The sequence below is a fragment of the Bacillus sp. MN7755 genome, assembly GCF_054771475.1.
The window spans coordinates 59,560-81,714 of record NZ_BTRL01000010.1 but is presented as its reverse complement, the minus strand read 5'-3'; the positions used below and the strand labels follow the sequence as shown (position 1 = coordinate 81,714).

Here is a 22,155-nt window from a genome sequence, read left to right as displayed (position 1 = left end):
TACTTGACAGGGGTCACTCCATTATATATTAATACCTTCGAAATATTGTATAACAAATAATTTTTATGCATTATTGATTAGCATTGCTTATTGTGCTAACGAATCAGGATAGTGTGGCAACCGACCAACTAAATAGTTGCTTATCCTCAATTATTAGAAGGGAAGTTCTATCATTTCGCGAATTTATTAGACATAGACGAGTGCTATAATTTTCTATATCTACATAAAGAGGTGACTACGCATGAATCAAAGACCGTCAGAAGAAGAATACGCCGGGGGTTCCGGCGAATATATCCGTTTGGTGCCGGACGGTAACATCATCGACATTCTGCTCGCCCAGGAAAAGCAAATGAACGAGCTTCTGGCATCGTTGACCGAAAGCCAGGCCGCATATCGGTATGCGGAAGGAAAATGGACGCTGAAAGAAGTCGTGGGCCACATTGCAGACGCGGAACGCGTCATGACCTACCGCCTGCTCCGGTTCGCAAGAGGGGACCAGACGCCTCTGACCAGCTTTGATCAGGAATTGTTCATGCCTCCTTTCGGAAGCTGGACAACCGAGCAATTGGCCGAAGACTACCGGGCCGTACGGCAATCAACGATCACATTGCTGCGCGGGCTACCGGCGGAGGCGTGGACCCGCAACGGCACAGCCAACAACCTAAGCATTACGGCGCGCGCTCTCGCGTACGGCATCGCAGGACACGAACTTCATCATATGGGGGTCATCCGAAATCGGTACTTGAGTTAATCATCAGCTGAGGCCTTTGGAATGGAACTAACACCTCTCATACAACCTTAGATACCGTTCTAATTGGGGTCCCGCCCCACAACCATCAACTTAAGGATTTAGACTATTTTTGAAATTAAAAGCACGTTACTATTCTCTTATGTTAATGAGAAAGTGTGAAGTGCTTTTTATGAATATGCACCAAAAACAAGAGTTATCTTTATTTACCGAAGAGTTATATCGATTTTTTTCATTTGGGGGTATTTGTTTTTCTTAGCTTGATAGTGATGGGCACTACTCTATAATGGTCAAATTAAAATTTAAAACAGTTATAGAGACTCCATTCCTCCGAAATATTGTAACTATTAAGTTGTAAAAAGAACCGTAGTTTTTCACTTTTGAAAAAGCTATGGTCTTTTTAATTGTAGCAAAGATATGATGCGAGGGAGGTTTTATAAATCAAAAAAACTTGATTAATCAGTTGCATAAAGAACTAAACAGCGTATATACTATAAACATCAAAAAAAGTTGATGAAGGGAGAGTGAACTACAATGGCACAAGATTTTCAGCTCTATGAGAAAAAGTTTAAAGCGTTGGCTGATCAAAAACGTTTAGAGATTATGTATGAACTTTGTCAGCGAGGCCAGACTTGTGTATGTGATTTAACAGAGATTTTTGAAATGACACAATCTAAGTTGTCATATCATTTAAAGATTTTATTAGAAGCAGGTTTAATTGTAAAAGAAACAAAGGGTACGTGGAGTTATTATGATTTAAATGATGCGGAAGTAAATAATTTATTATCAGAAGAATTATGCTGTATCTTTAGAAAAACAGGCAAAGGTAGCTGTTGTTAAAATTTTATACTATTAATCAAAAAAACTTGATTAATAACATGTAAAGAGGAGGAATAAGGTATGAGATATGTTCACGTTGGTATAAATGTTACGAATTTAGAGAAGTCTATTGAATTTTACGAAAAGGTATTTGGTGTGTCTCCAGTTAAAGTGAAAACGGATTATGCTAAATTTTTATTAGAGACGCCAGGGCTTAATTTTACGCTGAACGTACGAGATGAAGTGAAAGGAAATCAGGTAAATCATTTTGGTTTTCAAGTAGAGACAGCTGAAGAAATCACATTACATAAAGAACGATTAGAAAAAGAAGGTTTCTTTGCGCGTGATGAGATGGATACGACTTGTTGCTATGCGGTTCAAGATAAGTTTTGGGTAACGGATCCGGATGGGAATGAGTGGGAGTTCTTTTATACAAAAGCACATAGTGATGTTCATAAAATTGAAGATCCATCTTGTTGCACAACTTCTAAAGTAGTAGATAAAAATTCTTGTTGTTAATAGGAGGTGGAGAATAAAATGAAACGTTTATCTTTTTTAGACCGATATTTAACACTATGGATTTTTCTAGCGATGGCTGTTGGGATTGGTTTAGGATTTTTATTTCCTAGTGTAGTAGATGGACTGAATACATTACAAGTTGGAACGACGTCTATTCCACTTGCTGTTGGTTTAATTGTAATGATGTATCCGCCGTTAGCGAAGGTTCGCTACGAGGAAATGGGTCGGGTATTTAAAGATGTAAAAGTGTTAGTTCTATCTTTAGTACAAAACTGGATTATTGGACCTGTACTTATGTTTGTTTTAGCAATTATTTTCCTTCCTGATAAGCCAGAATACATGGTCGGGCTCATTATGATTGGTTTAGCACGTTGTATTGCAATGGTGATTGTTTGGAACGACCTTGCTGATGGGGATAAAGAGTATGCCGCTGGTTTAGTTGCTTTTAATTCGGTATTTCAAATGTTATTCTTCTCAGTTTATGCATACGTGTTTGTAACGGTAATCCCAGAATGGTTAGGAATTGAAGGAGCTATCGTTAGTATTACAATGGTAGAAGTAGCGAAATCAGTATTTATCTATTTGGGAATTCCTTTTATAGCAGGTATGTTGACACGCTTTGTACTAGTTAAGTTAAAAGGGAGACAGTGGTATGAAAAGGTATTTATACCTAAGATTAGTCCACTTACATTACTTGCATTACTATTTACAATCATCGTTATGTTCTCTTTAAAAGGGGAAATGATTGTTAGTGTGCCATTAGATGTAGTAAGAATAGCAATTCCGTTATTCATTTATTTTATTGTGATGTTTTTTGTTTCTTTCTTTATGGGAAGAAAAATTGGTGCAAACTATCCGGTGACGACAACGTTAGCATTTACAGCAGGTAGTAATAACTTTGAGTTAGCGATTGCTGTAGCAGTTGGGGTATTTGGCATTCATTCCGGTGCGGCATTCGCAGCTGTTATCGGTCCTTTAGTTGAAGTACCTGTAATGATTGCTCTTGTAAACGTTGCTTTTTGGTTTAAGCGTAAATATTTTAATGACCAACCAGTATAATTTAAAAACAAAGGCGGAAAACAACATGGAAAACAAAAAGACAATTTACTTTTTATGCACAGGAAATTCATGCCGAAGCCAAATGGCAGAAGCATGGGGAAAGAAATATTTAGGGGATAAGTGGAATGTTTATTCTGCAGGAATCGAAGCACATGGAGTAAATCCAAACGCAATTAAAGCAATGAACGAAGTAAATATCGACATAACGAATCAAACATCAGATATAATTGATGCAACCATTTTAAATAGTGCTGATTTAGTCGTTACGCTTTGTAGTCATGCAGATGCTGTATGTCCATCTACTCCGTCGCATGTGAATCGTGTTCACTGGGGATTTGATGATCCAGCAGGAAAAGAATGGTCTGAATTTCAACGGGTTCGTGATGAAATTGGAGAACGTATAAAACGATTTTCTAAAACAGGGGAGTAAATAAAGGAAAGGGTCAATCTTCTATCGTATAGGGGATTGGCTTTTTTTATTATATATTTCATTGGTTTAAAACAACTATTAAAAGGAATAGAGAATATTCCGATAAAATGATAAGGTTAGAATAGAGTGGTTTCAGAAAGGTGGTTTAACATATGATTTCTGAATTAAACAAGACTGATTTTTATAAATGTAACAGCTTAGTAAATCAAAAAGGGCAATTAGAAGTAAAGGCTGTAATTGCAGGGTTGAATCCTGGTCGTATATTTGTAGATAACATCTATTCTCCTAATTCAGGACTTATTTGGTTAGGTAATAATGATGGCTTCTTTTTTATAGGAAGTGCAGAAAATGAAAAGTTTAATAATGAAATGAATAGTTTTATTGATAATGTGATAGAGCCTGAGACGAGAAAGGTTGGACTAAATTGTTTTGAAGCAATTGGTAATCATTCAAAGTGGAACAAAACAATTGAAAGAATATTTCAGCACCGTAAATTAAAGAGTTGGAATCAAAGAGTGTATACGCTAAAGGAAGAGGATTATGAGGGTAATCGTGAACCTAAAATTGAACAAGGGTATACAGTGCTAAAAATGAGTAAAGCTCTCTATGAAAATCAAGGGAACGTATTTAAGAATATTGAATTTTTACAATCAAAAATTTTAGAGTTTTGGTCCTCACCTGATAAATTTTTTAACAAGGGAATAGGCTATTGTATAGTTTTAGACACCATGATTGTAAGTGTTTGTTTTTCAGGATTCGTCTTTGACAATATACACTGTATAGATATTGAAACGATAGAAGGTCACCGAGGGAGAAAATTAGCTCAAACGATAGCTCATAGTTTTGTGAAAGATTGTTTGGAGAATGACATTACTCCATATTGGGACTGTATGGAATTGAACAAGCCTTCGGTTACTGTTGTGGAAAATGTAGGATTTACAAATGTCTTTAATTATGTAGGGTATTGTTTTTTATTTGAATAAATTAGGTGTATCTTAAAAAATCCTCACTTTAAAAGGTTTTTATTCGGAAGTACAAAAACGAATTTTTTACATAAAGGAAGAATCGTATGAAACACATAATAAGAAATGTAGTAATGAATTATTTTAAAGAAATTCATTCACTAGCAGTAGAAGAGGAATTACATAATAATAGTTGGAATACAGATTTACACTATAAAATTATGGTGAATGGAAAGCGATATTCCGCAAGGTTTATTAATAGCAAGCGAACAATCAATCCGGCTTTTGGGGCGTTATTAAACGAACAACTGATAGAGCAAGTACGATTTACGTATTATTTACGCGAGCATGGGATTCCATTTATGCAGATTAACAAGAATAGGACGGGAGAGTCATTTACATTTGTCACTTGGAATGATGAACAATACCGATTTGTATTGTCTAATTGGATTGAAGGAGAACATATTACATATTGTACAGAAGCTATCGCAAAAGCCTTCGGAAAGGAAGCAAGAAAGATTCAGGATATTTCTAATGCATTTCAAAGCTCGATTTTTCAAAAGAAATCTCATTTGGATGGGTATGTCCAGTTTATTCATATGCTAGAAAGTAAGGCAAGCGCCTGCAAAGAATTACGAGAGTATATAAATCTAGCTAAATATCATATAGAGTGCGCATATACGAGTGAATTAGAATTTATCGTACAAACAGATTTAAATCCGTTGAATGTTTTATGGGACTCAAGTGAACAGGTAAAAGGAATTGTAGATTTTGAATCGATTGGATATGTTGATCGTATTGAAGGACTAGCCTTTTTACTAAAGTGGTATTCTCGCACAGAAGGAATACAATCACATGAAGTAAGTCCAAGTGTTGCTAGTGCATTATTAGAAGGGTATAAGGCTCATAATATTGTAACATCAAATGATTATAAAAGACTTCCATCATTATTATGGTTATCCGGTAGTTTGAATTGGAATTTTGTGAAGAAAACGCTAAGTGTAATAAGTGATGAGAGGGAATTGGAAGAACATTTGGAAGTTTATAGAGTGAGGGGAGAAAGACTATCTTCATTATTAATTTGTACATAACATGTATGCTCCTAATTTGGGATTTAAAAAGAAACCATATGAGGTGTTCTAAAAATGAAAATACAAATTGTATTGTTTGATGGCTTCGGAGAGCTCGTCTCCTTTGCACCGTTTGGGGTACTCAAAAGAGCGATATTGCCAATTTAATACTTGAAGTAAACGACAATGCAGTAAATGCTTTTATTCAAAACATCCGCAGAAGATTGTCTATTTCAGAAAGACCTTTAATGACAGCTTGTGGAGATAGTAAAAGTTATATCTATTCTAATTTTAATCCAAAATACGCACAAATGGCTCTAACGATACTTCGAACTCATTATAACTTTTGTATGCCATTTACTACAAAGGAAGGGAAAAAGAAAACAGTAAAAACACCAGCACAACGATTGGGGATTACTGACAAAGTGTTTGACTTAAAAGATATAATTTACTTTACATAGTTCACTCAAATAATGGTGGACTATATTTTTTAAAAAGGTAAATGGAAAATTTATGTTAAAATAATGATAGAGATTTTGAAAAAATGTTCTTAAACTAACGGTCAGGTTACTTTAAGAAGAATTTTTCAAAGGAAATGGTGGATATCATATTTTGAAGGGGTGATTGCAGTGAAGTAAGTGATTTTTTTAATCTTGGTTAAATACTTTGAAGGAAGGGATTTATAACTATGAATACAAAACTAATAATAGTAGAAGGTTTACCTGGATTTGGAAAATCAACCACTGCAAAGCTAATAAATGAAATTCTAAGCCAAAATAAAATTGAAGTTGAACTATTTTTAGAGGGAAATTTGAACCACCCAGCCGACTATGATGGTGTATCTTGTTTTAATAAATTTGAATTCAATAGATTATTATCTAACAGTGGAGATTTTAAAGAAGTGCTTCTTAAAAGAGTTCTAAAAAAAGGAAGCAATTATTTATTACCATACAGTAAGATGAAAAATGAGTTTGGTGATCAGTTTTCAGACGAATTATTTAACGCTATTTTTGAAAATGATATATATGAATTACCATTCGATAAAAATGTTGAATTAATTGCTGACAAATGGAATGACTTTGCTGAAATTGCTCTAGAAGACAATAAGGTTTATATCTTTGAATGTTGTTTCATACAAAATCCATTAACTATTGGGATGATTAAATATGGTGAACAAAAAGAAAAAATAATAAATTATGTAATGAAAGTTGCAAAAATCATAGAGAATTTAAATCCAATGTTATTGTATGTAGAACAAGATAATCTTGAATTTTCATTTAGGAAGGCATTAAAAGAAAGAACTCCAGAATGGTCCACAGGAATTATCGACTATTACACTAACCAAGGCTATGGGAAAGAACATAACCATTCAGGTGTAGAAGGAGCGATAAAAGTTCTTGAAGCTAGAAGGAATTTAGAGTTAGAAATATTCGATATGTTAAAAATGAAAAAAGAAAAAATCAATAATACAAAATATGAAATTGACTCATATAGGTCAATGTTAAAAGATAAGTTAACAATACAAATGGTGAAATAGCTTTTTACACTAACTGGTGCAATTCTTTAAAAAGGCACCGCTGTTTTTGATGCGTAAAGTAACATATTGCGAAATATTGTACTTACGCTAACGGGTACTTTAGTTGAAGAAGGACATAAAAACGCTCAGAATATTTTCTGAGCGTTTTAGTTTGCTATTTATAATGCGAAACGGAGTGCGAAATGCATACAAATTATTGTGTTATTTCTAATGGTTATTAGCATTTTTCTCTCCCTAAACTGAACCCGTTACTCATACGAGTAGGCTCTTTCTTTTATGTATTCATTTTCTATGGTTAATAATTTGGCTGAATATACCCTGATTTTATTCCCTTTGTGACAGCTTCTAAAGAAGAGGAAACAATGTTACAAGAAGCATCCCCTTCAAAAGTCTCATCAGCCTATAAAATGAGGGAAGTTCAACATAATGGACATAAACGGTGCTTATACATGTAAAGTAAGAGGTCATGAAAATGAATAAAGCCTGATAATTTTTGTGCGCTTTGATTATGTAGAAATAGGGGGAAATGACATGAAAGGCAATACTCCTAAGAAAATTTTATTTATTCAATCAGGAATTTCTTTTTATTATCCAATGATCGAAGCTGCAATTTTCAATAGTCTACAAAAGGTAAACAGCGATACAATTATGGTGAGTCCAGAAAAAGCTATAAAAACCGCGTTAAAAGTGAAACCAGATTTTATTTTGGTACTAAGCGGTTTAAGTGAAGAAATTTATCACATTATGCCATTCTTAAAAAAGGCAGGGTTTACTACTGGGCTTTGGCTAACAGATGATCCTTATTATACGGATGTAACACAAAATCTTGTTCCGTATTATGATTACATATTTACGCAAGATTTAAATTGTATCAAGTTTTATAGGGGGATAGGATGTAATAATGTGTTTCATCTCCCTTTAGCAGCGAATCAAGAGGTATTTAAACCTTCTCTTAAAGAAGAGACATATAAGTATGATCTTAGTTTTATAGGCACAGCATTTGAAAATAGAATTAACTTTGTTGATTCTATTTCAGAGTATTTAGCAGAAAAAAACACAAAAATTGTAGGGTTCGGTTGGGAGAAGTTAAAGAATTATGAAAGGTTAAAGGATAAAATACAACTCTTGCCACTTGCAAAGTATGAAGATGCGTTACAATTTTACGTATCTACTAAAATCAATATAAATTTGCATCGTTCACTAATTGATCAGGAATTGAATTGTAATTCTGCAAATATCCAAGCATATTCAGTAAATAATAGGACGTTTGAAATTAATGCCGTAGGTTCTTTTCAATTAACTGATATACGCCCAGATGTAGCAAAGCATTACATACCAGGTGTTGAAATAGAAACTTTTAATAGTGCATCGGAGTTTATACAAAAAGCTGATTATTATTTGGAACATGTACAAGAAAGAAAACGTATAGCTGAAAAAGGGCTGGATAGGACTTTGAAACATCACACATATGATAAACGAATCATACAATTATTAAACTATATTAATTTGAGGGGCGTGAAGATGTAGTTTAACCATTAACTTAAATGAATTATCATCGGTATACATGAAATTAAGCGTTGGGTGCTTTTAACTAGAGTTGACGCTCGTATTCTATAAAAATCATTTGCGAAAAAGGGATTTGGATAATTTTGTTGAATTCGTTTATTCTGAAAAAACAATGTCGTATTCAAACTAATTTACATCTGATCATTAGAGGAGATTAAAAGTGAATCACTTTTTTGTAGAATTTGGTGAATATAAGGCAAGTGTTTGTGAATGGGGGGATAAAAGTAATCCTCAAATCATTTGTTTTCATGGTTTAGGAAGTACAAAATTAAGTTTTATAGAAATAGCGGAACTTTTAAAAGATAAATATCATATTGTATCGTTTGATCTACCTGGACATGGGAAAACACCAAATTTTGAGAAGGATGAAGATTACGGTGCATCCCATTTAACAAATTGGGTAGTAGCATTACTTGAGCAGATAGGAAAAGAAACATTTCATATAGTAGCACATTCATGGGAAGCAAGCGTTGCACTTCACTATGCAGCAGAATGTCCAGAGAAAGTGAATAAAATGGTTTTATTAGATGGTGGTTATTATCATGGCAAAATGAATGCAGATTATTTTGCGCAGCTAAAAGATGCGAAAGAAGGAGAGTGTCCACCACGATCATTAGAAGAAGAAATCACTCATTACAAAAAAGATTTTGATGAATATATTTTTGACAGTAAAGGAGCATGTATCCAATCAGAAAAAAAGGCTTATAGCAGGTGGTCACCATTAATAGAACGTGCGGTTTATGACTTAATGCGAGAAGAAGATAGTAAAGTGAAATGGCATGCTACTGGCGATACCGCTCGAGGTGTAATTAAGTTTCAATATACGGTGTATAAAACGTTGAAATCTCATAAAATTAAAAGCGATATCTTATTATTGTATTACGATCTTCCAGATGATTATTTAAAAATAAGAGAATTGCAGATTGCGGAATTTAAGAAGCGTATTGATCTTACGACTAAGCTTTATACAGATACAGGGCATTTAATGCACTGGGATAGACCAGAAGAGATTGCTGAAGATGTTTTAAAATGGTTCGTATAAAGAAAGTCCGTTGTTCGAATGTGAGCAACGGACTTTCTTTTGAAAAACTGAATTCAAGAGTGATAGAGGGATAAGCAAGAGCATTACAGTTCTATTACCAATTCATTTTTTGATATAATAGATATGAAGCAGGAAATAGATAGAAAGATACTGCTAGTAATTTATACTTAAATGTAGGGTAACTAACTGTTACGATTTATTTAACCAATTATAACGAAAGTTAATTAAATATATCAGTAAGCCCTGCTAGTCAAGTGATTGGCTAGTAGTGAGGGTTAACTGCGGGCAATCCCTAAAGCTGATTGAACTACAACGTGGCTAGAAATAGCGAGCGTGAATGTTGCGAAAGCAGAAAAAATCAATCAGATGGTGTAAGGTTAAATCCTAAACACTAGAACAATGGGTCTTCCGCCTCGAATCATCTAAGTCAAAATGGATAAGATGAACGTTCAACGACTATCTCGTATAACTGACGAGAGTACATCACAAGCCTATGGTGGTGGAAAAATCCTCTATCTCTAAAGAGATAAACATATAGTCTGCGCTCATGTGAAAATATGAGAAGTTCATAAGAGAACTGGCTAAGGAATTGCGCCCTTAGTTGAACGAGATAAATTTAATTAAATCTATCAAATCCCATTGAAGCTACCGAACCTATGCATTGTGGTAAATTCAATGGGGTGAGAATATTAATGAAATTTTCACGAGTTAGTCAAGTATCGGAATTAACAGGTTTGTATCCTAGTAGTCTTAGGAGAATGCTGATGGAACACGCTACAATTCAGAAGAATCAATCTTTCATTATCTAAAAGATGAGTGCCCGAATAATCGCACAGTAAAGGAGTTAAATTCTGATGATATTGGCGAAGAAAGTCAGACTGATTCCAACGCCTGAACAAGAAAAAGTGCTTAGAAACCATGCTGGTGCTGCGAGAACACGATGAAGCACTAACTTGTATAAATTTGATTGAATTGTATAGATTTAGTTAAGTTTATCGTATCGGAGATTGAACAGAGTTATGGGGACAGAAAAAGAAATTAGTTCCGCTAAATTAATATGGAAGATGACACGCCCGCATACGTTAACGGCGACGTTTTCTCCTGTAATTTTAGGAACAGTGGCATCACTTTATGTTGCCAAAATTGATTGGCTTTTATTTATTGCGATGATGGTTGCATGTTTAGCATTGCAAATAGCAACGAATTTATTTAATGAGTACTATGATTTCAAACGTGGATTAGATACAGCTGATTCTGTTGGAATTGGTGGTGGAATTGTCCGTCATGGATTGAAACCAAAAAATGTTTTAACAGTTGCGCTTTTATTGTACGTAGTAGCAGCACTTATCGGAATTTATATTTGTATGAATAGTAGCTGGTGGTTAGTCGTCATCGGTTTAATTGGAATGGCGGTGGGCTATTTATATACAGGTGGTCCATTACCAATTGCGTACACTCCGTTTGGAGAATTAGTTTCTGGATTGTTAATGGGGACATGTTTTGTACTCATTGCTTTCTTTATTCAAACGAATACGATAACGATTGAAAGTGTATTGATTTCCATTCCAATTGGAATTTTAGTCGGTGCAATCAACATGTCAAATAACATCCGAGATATTGAAGAAGATATTAAAGGTGGAAGAAAGACATTAGTAATCCTTCTTGGGAGAGAGAAAGCAGTGGTAACACTAGCTGTAGCCTTTTTCGTTGCTTATTTATGGATTGCTGTAATTGTATTGATGGGTTATATAAGCCCTTGGGCATTAGTGATGTTCCTAGGTTTGAGAAAGCCAATTTCTGCCATTCAAAGTTTCCAAAAAGGAGCAAAGGATCCCGGGTATATGCGCATCGCCATGAAATCAACAGCGATGACAAATACGATTTTCGGCTTTTTATTATCAGCAGGATTATTAATTAGTTACTGGTTTTAAATGAAAAATATTGTTAAGTGACTTAACCCCAATTTCTCAATTTTTATATAGAGAGATTGGGGTTTTTATTTTGCTTTTGTTTAACGTTAAGAACATTTTCATTTGAAATGCAAATACCAATAAATTGCAACTTCATCACTTGTCTTATCCAAACCTCTATAAACAAGAAAATCAAATCCACCAATTACAAATCCGCATTTTTCATAGAACTTACATGCTGCGACATTATTATTTTGCGTTTCAAGCATGATACCGGGCATATTGCCTTCTTTTGCCCACTTCTTTGCTTGGTCAACTAATCTTTTACCAACTCCGAGTGTACGATATTTTTTATCCACTGTTATATCTTCTATGTAAGCATAGTGATTCCAATTCTTTTTCAATACTATGAATCCAATGATTTGGTTATGTAACAGTGCTATGTAAATTACTTGATTAGGGTTATTAATATATTCATTGTACGCTAGTTCTTCATTATCATTTTGATTTTGTAAATAACTTTTTTCATAAATCGGAACGTCTTCTACTGTATATTCTATGCGTCTATTTACTTTTGAAAGAGAAAGCATTAACCGAGCATTCACTATAAAGCTGTCATCAATCTCCGGGAAATTATCTAAATCATTTGTTTCTAACTCTCTAATTAAAAGGCTCATTATGATACCTCCAAATCATATTATTTCTTCTGGTTCTTTATTTGATCCGAATTCATTCCAATTACAAAATTATAATAGAATTTCAATAGTAAGGCTATCATTACAAGCTCTTTCTGAAAGCATTAAATTTTATAAAGAGCAAGGGTATGAATTTGGGATATACAGTGATGAGAGTCATTTTCGTTTAAACTTCCAGAAAGATCAACGACTATAGTATAAGCTTATTTCTTTTAAAAAGTGTTTTTATTACTAAATCAATAACTAAGACAAAAGTCGATTTACTATTTTATAAAGAAATCGGCTCTTTCGTTTATGTATTACGTTACAAGAGCTTTCTTATTTTCTCCGGAATGTCCTTTTTAGAAATGTATGCAACAGAGTCTTTATAGTAAGAGTATCTTGTTTGGAATAATTGAGAAAATCTATATTGTAATATGAAAATTGCACTATGATACTAAAGGATACCTTACAACAATTCCTATAAATTCTTCTCAACAATTGAAAATAAAATCAATCCAGATTATTATATTGTTATTGTAATTATAAATGTAATTACATTTTATTGAAGGAGGATACATAGATGAAAAACTCAAAAGGCTCTATTGAATCAGAGATAAGCAAAGCAATTACTCACTGGGAAAAGGACTACTTAGGACGCGGGTCTATATCTGTTAAGACAGATATATTACGGGATATGATTATCGTAAATTTACAAGGTATTTTAACGCCGGCTGAATATACTGTTTGCGAAACAAAAGACGGTATGCTAACGATAAAGAAAAATCGTTCGGAGTTAGTTGAATCTGGAATTGAAGATCTGAAAGAGATTATACTAGAATTAACTGGAGAAAAAGTGAAAAGCTTTCATACGGATATAAGCTCCCGTACAGGTGAACGAGTAATGATTTTTAAATTGTTTAATAATCTTGAGGAAAAATTTTAAAAATTAAAACCACTGTAGGGTTAGTGGAAGATACACTAAAAATGCAGTGAGGTAATTAAGACACCTACAAGTTGATCTTATTAGTATGGTGATAATTAGAAAACGAGAAAACTTGAAATTATTTACGTATAATGAATTTCGATTGAAATAACGCTCGGAAAAACGGATAAATAAATTGACAAACTGCTTAATATGGTTTATCTTATAATTGTTTTAAAAATTAATAGATACTCATTTTAACAGTTTGCTATAATTAAGGCTTTAGCATTTTTTTAATATGTAATATTGACTAAATGAAAAAGTTTCTTAATTGAAAGATAGCGCATAACATAAATTGATATATTGATTGCATAATCTAGGAGATCAGAGATATACTGTTATTTTTAATAGGAGTAATACATATATTATTATCCTCTATAAAATGGGAGCTCTTCAAAAAACTTTATCGAAGTTAGTTGAAGTGAAACCGACAATCTCCATAATTCAATGATGATATAAAATCATTGAATTATGGAAGTTGTCGGTTTTTTTTATGGAAAAAAACGATGCACTAAAAAGAGTGAATGAAAATTGAAATTAAAAAAACTATCGTAATTAAAAGGAATTTTTATAGGTTATTTTCGTTTGGAAGGGAGTATTTTACATGTTAATTTCGCTGAGTTCATCAACACTGTTAACATTATTTTTTATGGCGCTTAGTGCTTCTTGGCTAAGTGGATTATTGTTTTTAAATGAAAGGATGCCTTTACGTTTTGTTCATATCCATATTGGTATCGCTGCTTTGCCTTCATTGGTTTCTTTACTTGCACTTGTTAATAACAATGGAGATAGAGTTGTGGGGCCTTGGCATCTAGATATTTTAGCTTGGTTAATGGCTTTCTTTGTTCTTACAATTGGTTTAATCATTCAGCGTTTTTCTGTACGTTACTTAATGGGGGATCGCTCATATCGAAAATACTTTGCGCTTTTTACATTTACTACAGGTGTATCTTCGGTTGCATGGTTAAGTGATGACCTTCGTTTCATGATTATTTGTTGGGGAGCAACTCTTATAGGATTGATTCTACTCATAGGGCTAAATAAAGGGTGGAAAGTAGTTAGTGAAGCAACAAAAATTTCTAGTTATTTATTTACAATAAGCTGGATTGCGTTGTTATCAGCTATCATCTGGCTATTTCAAATAACTGGACAGTGGCAGTTAACATCAGTTTTAACGAATGAAAATTTAGCTCAACATGGAACATTGGAAAGAACAGCAATCAATGTATTAGTTATATTGGCTGTGATGATTCCAGCAGCACAATGGCCTTTTCAAAGATGGTTAATTGAATCAGCTGTTGCTCCAACTCCTGTTTCTGCTATTATGCATGCGGGTTTAGTAAATGCTGGCGGTATCATGTTAACTAGATTTTCACCACTTTTTCATGATGATATTGCACAAATCATTTTACTTATTTTCTCTAGTATTTCGGTCTTAATAGGAACAGGAATTAGTTTAGTTCAAGTTGATTATAAACGTCAGCTAGTAGGCTCCACTATTGCACAAATGGGATTTATGCTTATTCAATGTGCATTAGGCGCTTATTTAGCAGCTGTTATTCATTTAATTTTACATGGTTTATTTAAAGCCACACTGTTTTTACAAGCTGGTTCCTCAGTACAACGTGTTGAGGTAGTGAAGCAATCTAATGAAAAGATGTCCAATTTATGGATGATAGTCGGGCGTATTTTAGGATTATTTATAGCAATTGCTTTCTGGTTTATAACTTCTGGAGAGGGGTATCAATTAGTTAGTGCGTTAATCTTAGGCTGGTCATTATACTTTTCATGGAAACAGCTTGTTATTTTTGGAGAGGGAAGAATGGGACGAATTGCTGGCTTAATTGTTTTGATTGGATTTTCTCTCATTTACTTTACCGTTCATAATTCTCTTTATAAATGGTTGCATACTGACATTTATGAAAGTGTTCAACCTTCAGCTCCAGCCGTTATCTTTGTTATATGTATCTTACTATTTAGTAGTGTTATTAGTACTTTCGTTACTCGTAATCAATCTTCTACTTTATTCGCTGTACTTTATCTTTGGTTAGTTCGAGTAGGTGAGGCGAGACGAAAGTCAGTAGAAAGTCACCCAAGCTATCTGAAACATTATGTATCAAAGGGAGGTAATTCGTGATGAGCATACCGTCAATATTAAGGAAAGAGACTTTAAAAAAGAAAGATACAAACATTAATCTACAAGAAAATAATATAAATGATTTAGTTGTATTTGCTAGCCGAGTTATTGCACCACTTTGGCCTATCACTACATTTGCAGCTCATCACCCTTGGATGGGACTTGAAAAGCAATCATTTGAACAAGTTGCAAATTGGTTAAAAGAAGCTCGTAATGTGGATATTTATCCTAGTGCCACCATGATTCATTCGGCAAAGGCGAAAGGTGAGATTGAGGAATCATTTTTACAAATTGGCTTGTCTCGTTGGCTTGATTCACAATCTTTTCATATTCCGCGAGAGACAGCGGAGCGTTTTTGCCAAGAAGCTTTAAAGTTAGAAAGATTACCTTCTAGTCTATTATCATCGCCAGAATTAAATAAATTGGCAGAAGAAATAAGTTATGTAAATACAGGGAGTATGAAAGACTCTTCTATGCAACCAATAAGCTCGCTTATAGAGAATCAAAATGGTGACAACCTATCTGATATTCTTAATTATCATATTGTTAAATGGTGTAAATTATATCTTGATGACGCCGGGGCAAGTTGGGCGATGCCAAATCGTGAGAAAGGTTTTTATCGTGCATGGCAACACCTTATTAAATTTGATCCAGCACTCAGTAAAAATGAACGTAAAGTTTTAAAAGATTGGCCACAAGATGCCAATGTAGCTTTAACAAAAGCATTATCTGAACTAGGAATTTCTGAATCTAACATGCAAGCTTACCTTGAAGGGCACTTACTTTCTTTGCCTGGATGGGCAGGAATGATACTATGGCGCTCGCAACAATCAATTCAGGAACAGGAACTTCTCATAGAATATTTAGCAGTTCGAATTTCTATGGAGCTAGCCATTGTAAAACCTTATTTACCTTTAAAAAATCAAAAGGTTGAAAAAAAAGTTTCGATTGTCTCACTTATGGCTTCTTGGATCTATTGGGGGAATATTTCAACCCGGGAATGGTTACAAATGTCTGCAGCTGAACAAAGTGAATTATTAGCATTTGCTTATCGCTTTGATGAAAATACTCGCAAGAAACTTTGGCTGGAAGCTTGGGAACAGACGCATGCAGAGCAATTAAAGGAGAAGATTACTTCTAAACAACGTGCAACTAATGATAAAAAGCGTGTAGTAGCTCAATTAGCATTTTGTATTGATGTACGTTCAGAACCGTTTCGTCGCCACCTTGAAAAATTAGGTCCGTTTGAAACGTTTGGAATAGCTGGTTTCTTTGGGTTACCAATTGCGACTAGTGAACTAGGTAGTAATGACAGTCATCCTTCTTTGCCAGTTATATTAAAACCGAAACATCAAATCAAAGAGCTCACGGATGAAAATGAATTTAAATCTTATCAACAACGCAAGAAGATAGACAGCTCATTAAGTTATACGTTTAAAATGATGAAACAAAATGTACTGACAAGTATGTTACTACCTGAGGTAAGTGGTCCTTTACTTGGTTTACAGATGTTGACAAGGAGTTTTGTGCCAAGAAGAGTAGGTGGCTTAATTCGTAACCTTCGTAAAAATATGTTGCAAAAGCCTAATACAACTTTCTCGCTTAATCATGTTCATGACACGAAATGTGAAATACCGATCGGTTTTACGAAAGAAGAGAAAGTGAACTATGTGCGTCAAGCTTTAAAAATGGTGGGACTGACAGAAAAGTTCGCGCCTTTAGTTGTAATGTGCGGCCACAGTAGTCAAAGTACGAACAATCCTTATGCTGCAGCGCTTGAGTGTGGTGCTTGTGGCGGAGCAGCAGGTGGATTCAATGCAAGAGTTTTTGCTACTTTATGCAATCTTCCAGAAGTAAGAGAGGTGTTGTCTGCTGAAGGTATTAAAATTCCTGAGGATACCATTTTTGCAGCAGCTGAGCATAAAACAACAGTGGATGAATTGGAATGGATTTATGTCCCGGAACTTTCGGAAATTGCGCAAGAAGCATTTGATTGTATTGAGTCGATTATGCCAAATGTGAGCCAACATGCAAATAGAGAGCGTTTAATGCAATTACCTAATTTTAAAACGAAAATAAAAAATCCGAGTAAAGAAGCACACCGGTTTGCAGAAGATTGGAGTGAAATACGTCCGGAATGGGGATTAGCCCGTAATGCATCTTTTATTATCGGACAGCGTGAATTGACTCAGGATTGTGACTTAGAAGGTAGGGCTTTCCTTCATAATTATGATTGGAAACAGGATGAAAGTGGCGATATATTAGCTAACATTATTGCAGGACCAGGAACAGTAGCTCAATGGATAAATCTACAATATTACGCTTCAACTGTAGCTCCTCATTATTATGGTAGTGGAAACAAAACAACCCAAACCGTAACAGCAGGTCTCGGTGTTATGCAAGGAAATGCAAGTGATTTGTTGCCAGGCTTACCTTGGCAATCCGTTATGCAGTCAGATAGTGAGACGTATCATTCACCACTTCGTTTACTAATTGTAATTCAAGCGCCTATTACATTTATAGAACGTTTGCTAAATAATAATTTCACATTTCGAGAAAAAGTTCAAAATGGGTGGGTTAGACTTGCAAGTGTTGATCCAGAGGGACGTTGGAAAAACTGGTAACAATTATGTAATGAATACTCAACTATTGTTACTAGTTTAAAAGTTCCATAAATACGATCATGAAGAAGGAGTGCTATATATGAATTCAAAGAATAAAAATGTTTTATTGTTAACAGACATTGAACACGGAATAGAGCCTATCATACAACAAGTAACTAACATTCAACGAGAAAATATGTTGACTATACACAGCTGCGATTCTGTAATTGTACATCCTTTTGGAGATATAATGAGGTCTATTATTATTGCTATTTATCAAGAAAATGTTGAAGAAATTTTTATTGTCGGAATAGAGGATAAAGAAACTGATGCAGTTAATCTACAAATTCAACGTGATTCCATAAAAAATAACAGGGAACTAGACTATCTCTTTGAAAATTGTATGCCTGAATTTTCAAGTGGTAGCCTTGATGAATGGCTAAGCGGAAAAGAAAATGTTAGTGAAAATATTGAGAAGAGTATAGACATGATTCGTCATCATCCATTAGTACCGTCGGATGTTAAAGTTTATGGTTTCAAGATTGATAAAACAGGTGGAAAAGAAACGGTTATTAAAATTCCTACTAATAAAATAGTTGAAAAAGTTAACTAATTTATTAAGGACAAATAAATTCTTATGTATGAATTGCTGTTGTATAATAAAATTTATTATGTTTTAAGAATCAGAAGGGGTAGCCATGCAAAATAAAATTATCGTTATGTTTCAAAAAGATTTTCGTTTATATGATAACCCAGCTCTATTTGAGGCTGCTCAGTCTGGTGAGGTCCTTCCAGTATATGTACAAGATGAAGGTTTTTCAATGGGGGAGGCATCAAAGTGGTGGTTACACCATGCAATAATAGATGTAAAGAAGCAACTTGAGGCATTTGGCTCTACTTTAATAATTCGTAAAGGAAATACGCAGGAAGAAATACTTTCTCTCATAGAGCAATTAAATATAACGGCTGTATATTGGAATATTTGTTATGATCCAGACAGATTACAATTTAATCAAAAAATGAAAATGATGTTAGAAGATAAAGGTATGATCTGTAAGGAATTTAATTCACATTTATTATTAGAACCGTGGATTATTAAAAAGAAAGATAATACTGAATATAAGGTGTTTACGCCTTTTTACAATGCATTTCAAAAGCAGGTAATATCTAAGCCTATTAGTAAAGTGCAGAGTATAAAAGGGGGAAGCTCTCTACCAGCAAGCTTATCTGTTTCAGAATTACACTTGCTGCCGACTATACCGTGGACATCTCATATTGAATCAATATGGGAGCCTACAGAAGAAGGGGCATACAATACATTTAAGAAATTTTGCTCTAGCAAATTAGACTCTTATAGTGAGGGAAGAGATTTTCCAAATCAAAATGCTCATTCGATGTTGGCACCGTATCTTTCATTTGGTCAAATATCAGTAAAGCTAATATATCATTACTTAATAAATAAAAGTACCGAAAAACAATGTAGTCTTTTTGAACAACAAGTGAATAGTTTTATACGTCAATTAATTTGGCGGGAGTTTTCTTATTATTTGCTATATCATTATCCATTTACAGTATATAAACCTCTTAATAAGAACTTTGAACATTTTCCGTGGGATAATGAAGAGACATTATTAAGAGTATGGCAGAAAGGTGAAACTGGTTATCCGTTTATTGATGCAGGAATGAGGGAACTGTGGCAAACAGGTTTTATGCATAATCGCGCAAGAATGGCTGTAGCCTCTTTTCTTGTAAAGCATTTGTTAATTCCGTGGCAAGAAGGGGCGAAATGGTTTATGGATACACTACTAGATGCTGATATTGCAAATAATACAATGGGGTGGCAATGGGTTGCTGGAAGTGGAGCAGATGCATCACCGTACTTTCGTATTTTTAACCCGATCACACAAGGAGAAAAGTTTGATAAAAATGGGGAGTATATAAGAAAATGGGTACCAGAATTAAGAGATATGCCTAATAAATATATACATAAACCTTGGGAAGCACCTGAGCATGTTTTAAAAGAGGCCAATATACAGCTTGGTCATACATATCCTTTGCCAGTTGTTGATCATAAGGCAGCACGGGAGAGAGCGCTTTGTGCATATAAAAGTATGAAAGAGTTCGTATAAGATAGATTAAACAATATGTATTTAAAATATAAATATTAGAAATTTATCCATTACAAGGACATACTAATCATATAAAGTTTCTAAAACCTTCTATTGAAAAGGAGAATGTTTATGAAAAAATCTAGTATTATAGTGTTCTTACTAACGTATGGTTTGTTTTATGTTTCTAGTATTTTATTTCCTATTGATCGTATGTGGTACGATGCGCTAGAAAAGCCGTCTTGGACACCTACTGGCATGATAATCGGAATGATTTGGGCTGTATTATATGGACTCATTGCATTATCAGTTGCAATTATTTACAACAAATATGGATTTAAGCCAAAAACATTTTGGTTTATATTCTTTTTAAATTACATATGTAATCAAGCATTCAGCTACTTTCAATTCAGTGAAAAAAATTTATTTTTAGCAACCGTAGATTGTTTACTAGTCGCTATTACTACGCTCCTTCTCATTTTATTTTCTTCCAATTTATCTAAAGTATCGACACGGTTGCTAATTCCATATTTTGTATGGTCTACATTTGCTACATATTTAGCTTGGACCATTTATAGTATAAATTAAAGACGTAAATAAAAACTTGAGCATAATAAAAATGCTCGAGTTTTTATGTGTATTAATGATAATCTAAAATATAGAATATATACATCTTAGGGAGGTCACCTTTGTGAAGAAATGGATAAAAATTACGCTGTACTCTTTACTAGGTATTTTAATTATAGGAAGTATTACTTTTTTAACTTGGTCTCAGTTTACATACAAACCAACGAAAGAGGCTATGTCGTTAGTGGATGATAAAAAAGATGAAGATCATATAGTTTTTGGAGAGAAAGATGCAAAAATAGGGGTTATTTTTTATCAAGGAGCTAAAGTAGAAGCCGAGGCTTATAGTTATTTAGGAGAAGCTCTTGCAAAAGATGGACATTTTGTAGTAATGCCTAAGTTACCATTAAATCTAGCGATACTTGGAATCAATGAAGTAGACAGTGTAATTGAACAGTATCCTGAAGTTCAAAAATGGTATGTTGCAGGGCATTCAATGGGCGGAGCTATGATTTCTAAGTATGCCTTTCAACATGAAGATAAGGTAGATGGGATTATTTTCTTAGGTTCTTATCCTGCAGATGATTTCTCTACGAAATCGATTCCGATGTTATCAATTTATGGGGAAGTAGATGCGTTAGCAACTGTAGAAAAAATAGAGAACAATAAAAAGTTAATGTCAAAGAATACAACTATGCACATGATAAAAGGCGGAAACCATGCTCATTTTGGCATGTACGGTGAGCAAAAGGGTGATAATGCGAGTTTAATTACGGCAAAAGCACAACGAGATGAAACAGTGAAAGTAATGGAAGAATGGCTATTAAAACAGTGATAATGAATGTAATAAATTGATCGAAAGAATTCTCCTTCCTCAAGATATCTTAATGGTAGGTTGGAGAGGTAATCAAGAGCCAGCTCAATAAGAGTAGGCTCTTTTATTTAATTTCTACCTCTAATTGCTTCCTTATTTTCTCCGGAATATCCTTTTCAGAAATAGCCTCGTACGAGTAAACATACCTACCTTTCACATGAATTCTCAAGTAAGTTTTTCTTATAAAATCATTAGGAGTATTCGTTCCTACTGTATACTCTTCTTCATTTCCAGATTCATCAATGCCTTTTAACGAGTACATAGCTCTACCGTTCGTATGATAATCGGGAACACCATATCCTTCCGCAACGGCATATACATTTTTCTCTTCAGCAAGTGGATTAAATCTATCCAAATCCCCGCGTAACATGAAAGGTAGTAAGTATATAAGGAGGCCTATTCCTATTATGCAAAGTATAAATTTCTTCATGATTGTTTCTCCTTTTGTTCATTTACATTCTTAGTATAGAAAAAACTTCTTATGAATTTAGAAGGGAATTTCTTAAGTTTTTCTTAAATAGGTTTTTAAAGGAGGGATAACATTG

The 22,155-nt window shown here is 33.9% G+C and carries 20 protein-coding genes and 4 pseudogenes; 22 read left to right on the top strand and 2 right to left on the bottom strand.

What is annotated here, in order from left to right; genetic code table 11:
• The first annotated feature begins 241 nt into the window (after positions 1 to 241).
• The 14 genes and pseudogenes from ACYVEC_RS11820 (at position 242) to menA (ending at position 11,683) form a co-directional block, all read left to right on the top strand.
• On the top strand, positions 242 to 751 hold the full coding sequence (locus tag ACYVEC_RS11820; RefSeq protein ID WP_460506561.1) for a DinB family protein: 510 nt from the start codon (positions 242 to 244) through the stop codon (positions 749 to 751).
• Between the two features lie 531 nt (positions 752 to 1,282).
• Positions 1,283 to 1,588: an arsenical resistance operon transcriptional regulator ArsR gene (gene arsR, locus ACYVEC_RS11815; RefSeq protein ID WP_000046016.1), complete on the top strand. Its 306-nt coding sequence runs from the start codon at positions 1,283 to 1,285 to the stop codon at positions 1,586 to 1,588.
• Between the two features lie 60 nt (positions 1,589 to 1,648).
• Positions 1,649 to 2,086, top strand: a complete 438-nt coding sequence (locus ACYVEC_RS11810) for an ArsI/CadI family heavy metal resistance metalloenzyme (RefSeq protein ID WP_063222226.1) — start codon at positions 1,649 to 1,651, stop codon at positions 2,084 to 2,086.
• 18 nt (positions 2,087 to 2,104) lie between these two features.
• A complete protein-coding gene (arsB, locus tag ACYVEC_RS11805; protein ID WP_063222227.1) occupies positions 2,105 to 3,145 on the top strand; it encodes an ACR3 family arsenite efflux transporter in 1,041 nt (346 codons plus the stop codon).
• Between the two features lie 25 nt (positions 3,146 to 3,170).
• Entirely contained in the window at positions 3,171 to 3,575 is a 405-nt protein-coding gene (gene arsC, locus ACYVEC_RS11800) for an arsenate reductase (thioredoxin) (protein ID WP_460506557.1), read from the top strand.
• Between the two features lie 152 nt (positions 3,576 to 3,727).
• Entirely contained in the window at positions 3,728 to 4,558 is an 831-nt protein-coding gene (locus ACYVEC_RS11795; RefSeq protein ID WP_063222229.1) for a GNAT family N-acetyltransferase, read from the top strand.
• An 86-nt stretch (positions 4,559 to 4,644) separates the two neighbouring features.
• The gene (locus tag ACYVEC_RS11790) at positions 4,645 to 5,628 is read left to right on the top strand and encodes a phosphotransferase enzyme family protein (RefSeq protein WP_142332760.1); all 984 of its coding nucleotides are present in this window, start codon (positions 4,645 to 4,647) and stop codon (positions 5,626 to 5,628) included.
• A gap of 54 nt (positions 5,629 to 5,682) precedes the next feature.
• A pseudogene (locus tag ACYVEC_RS11785) lies at positions 5,683 to 5,763 on the top strand (DJ-1/PfpI family protein); the annotation flags it as partial.
• Positions 5,751 to 6,068, top strand: a pseudogene (locus tag ACYVEC_RS11780) (insertion element protein); the annotation flags it as partial. The pseudogenes ACYVEC_RS11785 and ACYVEC_RS11780, both read left to right, overlap by 13 nt.
• Before the next feature lie 227 nt (positions 6,069 to 6,295).
• The gene (locus tag ACYVEC_RS11775; RefSeq protein ID WP_063222232.1) at positions 6,296 to 7,144 is read left to right on the top strand and encodes a P-loop NTPase family protein; all 849 of its coding nucleotides are present in this window, start codon (positions 6,296 to 6,298) and stop codon (positions 7,142 to 7,144) included.
• Between the two features lie 531 nt (positions 7,145 to 7,675).
• On the top strand, positions 7,676 to 8,671 hold the full coding sequence (locus tag ACYVEC_RS11770; RefSeq protein ID WP_460506551.1) for a CgeB family protein: 996 nt from the start codon (positions 7,676 to 7,678) through the stop codon (positions 8,669 to 8,671).
• Positions 8,672 to 8,870: 199 nt separating this feature from the next.
• Positions 8,871 to 9,752, top strand: coding sequence for an alpha/beta fold hydrolase (locus tag ACYVEC_RS11765; RefSeq protein ID WP_460506547.1), 882 nt, complete (start codon positions 8,871 to 8,873; stop codon positions 9,750 to 9,752).
• A gap of 854 nt (positions 9,753 to 10,606) precedes the next feature.
• Positions 10,607 to 10,687: pseudogene (locus tag ACYVEC_RS11760) on the top strand (helix-turn-helix domain-containing protein); the annotation flags it as partial.
• Between the two features lie 84 nt (positions 10,688 to 10,771).
• Complete coding sequence (gene menA / locus ACYVEC_RS11755; RefSeq protein ID WP_063223218.1) at positions 10,772 to 11,683, top strand: 1,4-dihydroxy-2-naphthoate polyprenyltransferase; 912 nt, start codon at positions 10,772 to 10,774, stop codon at positions 11,681 to 11,683.
• 98 nt (positions 11,684 to 11,781) lie between these two features.
• Here the strand turns inward: menA and satA are convergent, their stop codons facing one another.
• Complete coding sequence (gene satA / locus ACYVEC_RS11750; RefSeq protein WP_063223217.1) at positions 11,782 to 12,339, bottom strand: streptothricin N-acetyltransferase SatA; 558 nt, start codon at positions 12,337 to 12,339, stop codon at positions 11,782 to 11,784.
• A gap of 97 nt (positions 12,340 to 12,436) precedes the next feature.
• Here satA and ACYVEC_RS11745 point away from each other — a divergent pair.
• The 8 genes and pseudogenes from ACYVEC_RS11745 to ACYVEC_RS11710 form a co-directional block, all read left to right on the top strand.
• Positions 12,437 to 12,553, top strand: a pseudogene (locus ACYVEC_RS11745) (polysaccharide deacetylase family protein); the annotation flags it as partial.
• 366 nt (positions 12,554 to 12,919) lie between these two features.
• Complete coding sequence (locus ACYVEC_RS11740; RefSeq protein WP_000798164.1) at positions 12,920 to 13,282, top strand: Na-translocating system protein MpsC family protein; 363 nt, start codon at positions 12,920 to 12,922, stop codon at positions 13,280 to 13,282.
• A 643-nt stretch (positions 13,283 to 13,925) separates the two neighbouring features.
• A complete protein-coding gene (locus tag ACYVEC_RS11735) occupies positions 13,926 to 15,458 on the top strand; it encodes an NADH dehydrogenase subunit 5 (RefSeq protein ID WP_275719227.1) in 1,533 nt (510 codons plus the stop codon).
• The gene (locus ACYVEC_RS11730) at positions 15,458 to 18,082 is read left to right on the top strand and encodes a DUF2309 domain-containing protein (RefSeq protein ID WP_199678091.1); all 2,625 of its coding nucleotides are present in this window, start codon (positions 15,458 to 15,460) and stop codon (positions 18,080 to 18,082) included. Before ACYVEC_RS11735 ends, ACYVEC_RS11730 begins: the two co-directional genes overlap by 1 nt.
• Positions 18,083 to 18,161: 79 nt before the next feature.
• Positions 18,162 to 18,674 (top strand): carbonic anhydrase, encoded by a 513-nt coding sequence (locus ACYVEC_RS11725; RefSeq protein WP_063223220.1) that lies wholly within the window; start codon positions 18,162 to 18,164, stop codon positions 18,672 to 18,674.
• 85 nt (positions 18,675 to 18,759) lie between these two features.
• Entirely contained in the window at positions 18,760 to 20,190 is a 1,431-nt protein-coding gene (locus tag ACYVEC_RS11720; RefSeq protein ID WP_063223213.1) for a cryptochrome/photolyase family protein, read from the top strand.
• A gap of 111 nt (positions 20,191 to 20,301) precedes the next feature.
• Positions 20,302 to 20,757, top strand: coding sequence for a TspO/MBR family protein (locus ACYVEC_RS11715; RefSeq protein WP_063223212.1), 456 nt, complete (start codon positions 20,302 to 20,304; stop codon positions 20,755 to 20,757).
• A gap of 103 nt (positions 20,758 to 20,860) precedes the next feature.
• A complete protein-coding gene (locus tag ACYVEC_RS11710) occupies positions 20,861 to 21,571 on the top strand; it encodes an alpha/beta hydrolase (RefSeq protein WP_063223211.1) in 711 nt (236 codons plus the stop codon).
• Positions 21,572 to 21,674: 103 nt separating this feature from the next.
• Here the strand turns inward: ACYVEC_RS11710 and ACYVEC_RS11705 are convergent, their stop codons facing one another.
• Positions 21,675 to 22,040: a YxeA family protein gene (locus tag ACYVEC_RS11705; RefSeq protein WP_063223210.1), complete on the bottom strand. Its 366-nt coding sequence runs from the start codon at positions 22,038 to 22,040 to the stop codon at positions 21,675 to 21,677.
• Positions 22,041 to 22,155 lie beyond the last annotated feature (115 nt).

What these genes read in the sequence shown, in the direction of transcription:
- ACYVEC_RS11820 (WP_460506561.1), top strand. Translation starts at nt 242, where the DNA reads ATGAATCAAAGACCGTCAGAAGAAGAATACGCCGGGGGTTCCGGCGAA.
- menA (WP_063223218.1), top strand. Translation starts at nt 10,772, where the DNA reads ATGGGGACAGAAAAAGAAATTAGTTCCGCTAAATTAATATGGAAGATG.
- arsB (WP_063222227.1), top strand. Translation starts at nt 2,105, where the DNA reads ATGAAACGTTTATCTTTTTTAGACCGATATTTAACACTATGGATTTTT.
- ACYVEC_RS11770 (WP_460506551.1), top strand. Translation starts at nt 7,676, where the DNA reads ATGAAAGGCAATACTCCTAAGAAAATTTTATTTATTCAATCAGGAATT.
- ACYVEC_RS11705 (WP_063223210.1), bottom strand. Translation starts at nt 22,040, where the DNA reads ATGAAGAAATTTATACTTTGCATAATAGGAATAGGCCTCCTTATATAC.
- ACYVEC_RS11810 (WP_063222226.1), top strand. Translation starts at nt 1,649, where the DNA reads ATGAGATATGTTCACGTTGGTATAAATGTTACGAATTTAGAGAAGTCT.
- ACYVEC_RS11775 (WP_063222232.1), top strand. Translation starts at nt 6,296, where the DNA reads ATGAATACAAAACTAATAATAGTAGAAGGTTTACCTGGATTTGGAAAA.
- ACYVEC_RS11720 (WP_063223213.1), top strand. Translation starts at nt 18,760, where the DNA reads ATGCAAAATAAAATTATCGTTATGTTTCAAAAAGATTTTCGTTTATAT.
- ACYVEC_RS11725 (WP_063223220.1), top strand. Translation starts at nt 18,162, where the DNA reads ATGAATTCAAAGAATAAAAATGTTTTATTGTTAACAGACATTGAACAC.
- satA (WP_063223217.1), bottom strand. Translation starts at nt 12,339, where the DNA reads ATGAGCCTTTTAATTAGAGAGTTAGAAACAAATGATTTAGATAATTTC.
- arsC (WP_460506557.1), top strand. Translation starts at nt 3,171, where the DNA reads ATGGAAAACAAAAAGACAATTTACTTTTTATGCACAGGAAATTCATGC.
- ACYVEC_RS11795 (WP_063222229.1), top strand. Translation starts at nt 3,728, where the DNA reads ATGATTTCTGAATTAAACAAGACTGATTTTTATAAATGTAACAGCTTA.
- arsR (WP_000046016.1), top strand. Translation starts at nt 1,283, where the DNA reads ATGGCACAAGATTTTCAGCTCTATGAGAAAAAGTTTAAAGCGTTGGCT.
- ACYVEC_RS11715 (WP_063223212.1), top strand. Translation starts at nt 20,302, where the DNA reads ATGAAAAAATCTAGTATTATAGTGTTCTTACTAACGTATGGTTTGTTT.
- ACYVEC_RS11730 (WP_199678091.1), top strand. Translation starts at nt 15,458, where the DNA reads ATGAGCATACCGTCAATATTAAGGAAAGAGACTTTAAAAAAGAAAGAT.
- ACYVEC_RS11740 (WP_000798164.1), top strand. Translation starts at nt 12,920, where the DNA reads ATGAAAAACTCAAAAGGCTCTATTGAATCAGAGATAAGCAAAGCAATT.
- ACYVEC_RS11790 (WP_142332760.1), top strand. Translation starts at nt 4,645, where the DNA reads ATGAAACACATAATAAGAAATGTAGTAATGAATTATTTTAAAGAAATT.
- ACYVEC_RS11735 (WP_275719227.1), top strand. Translation starts at nt 13,926, where the DNA reads ATGTTAATTTCGCTGAGTTCATCAACACTGTTAACATTATTTTTTATG.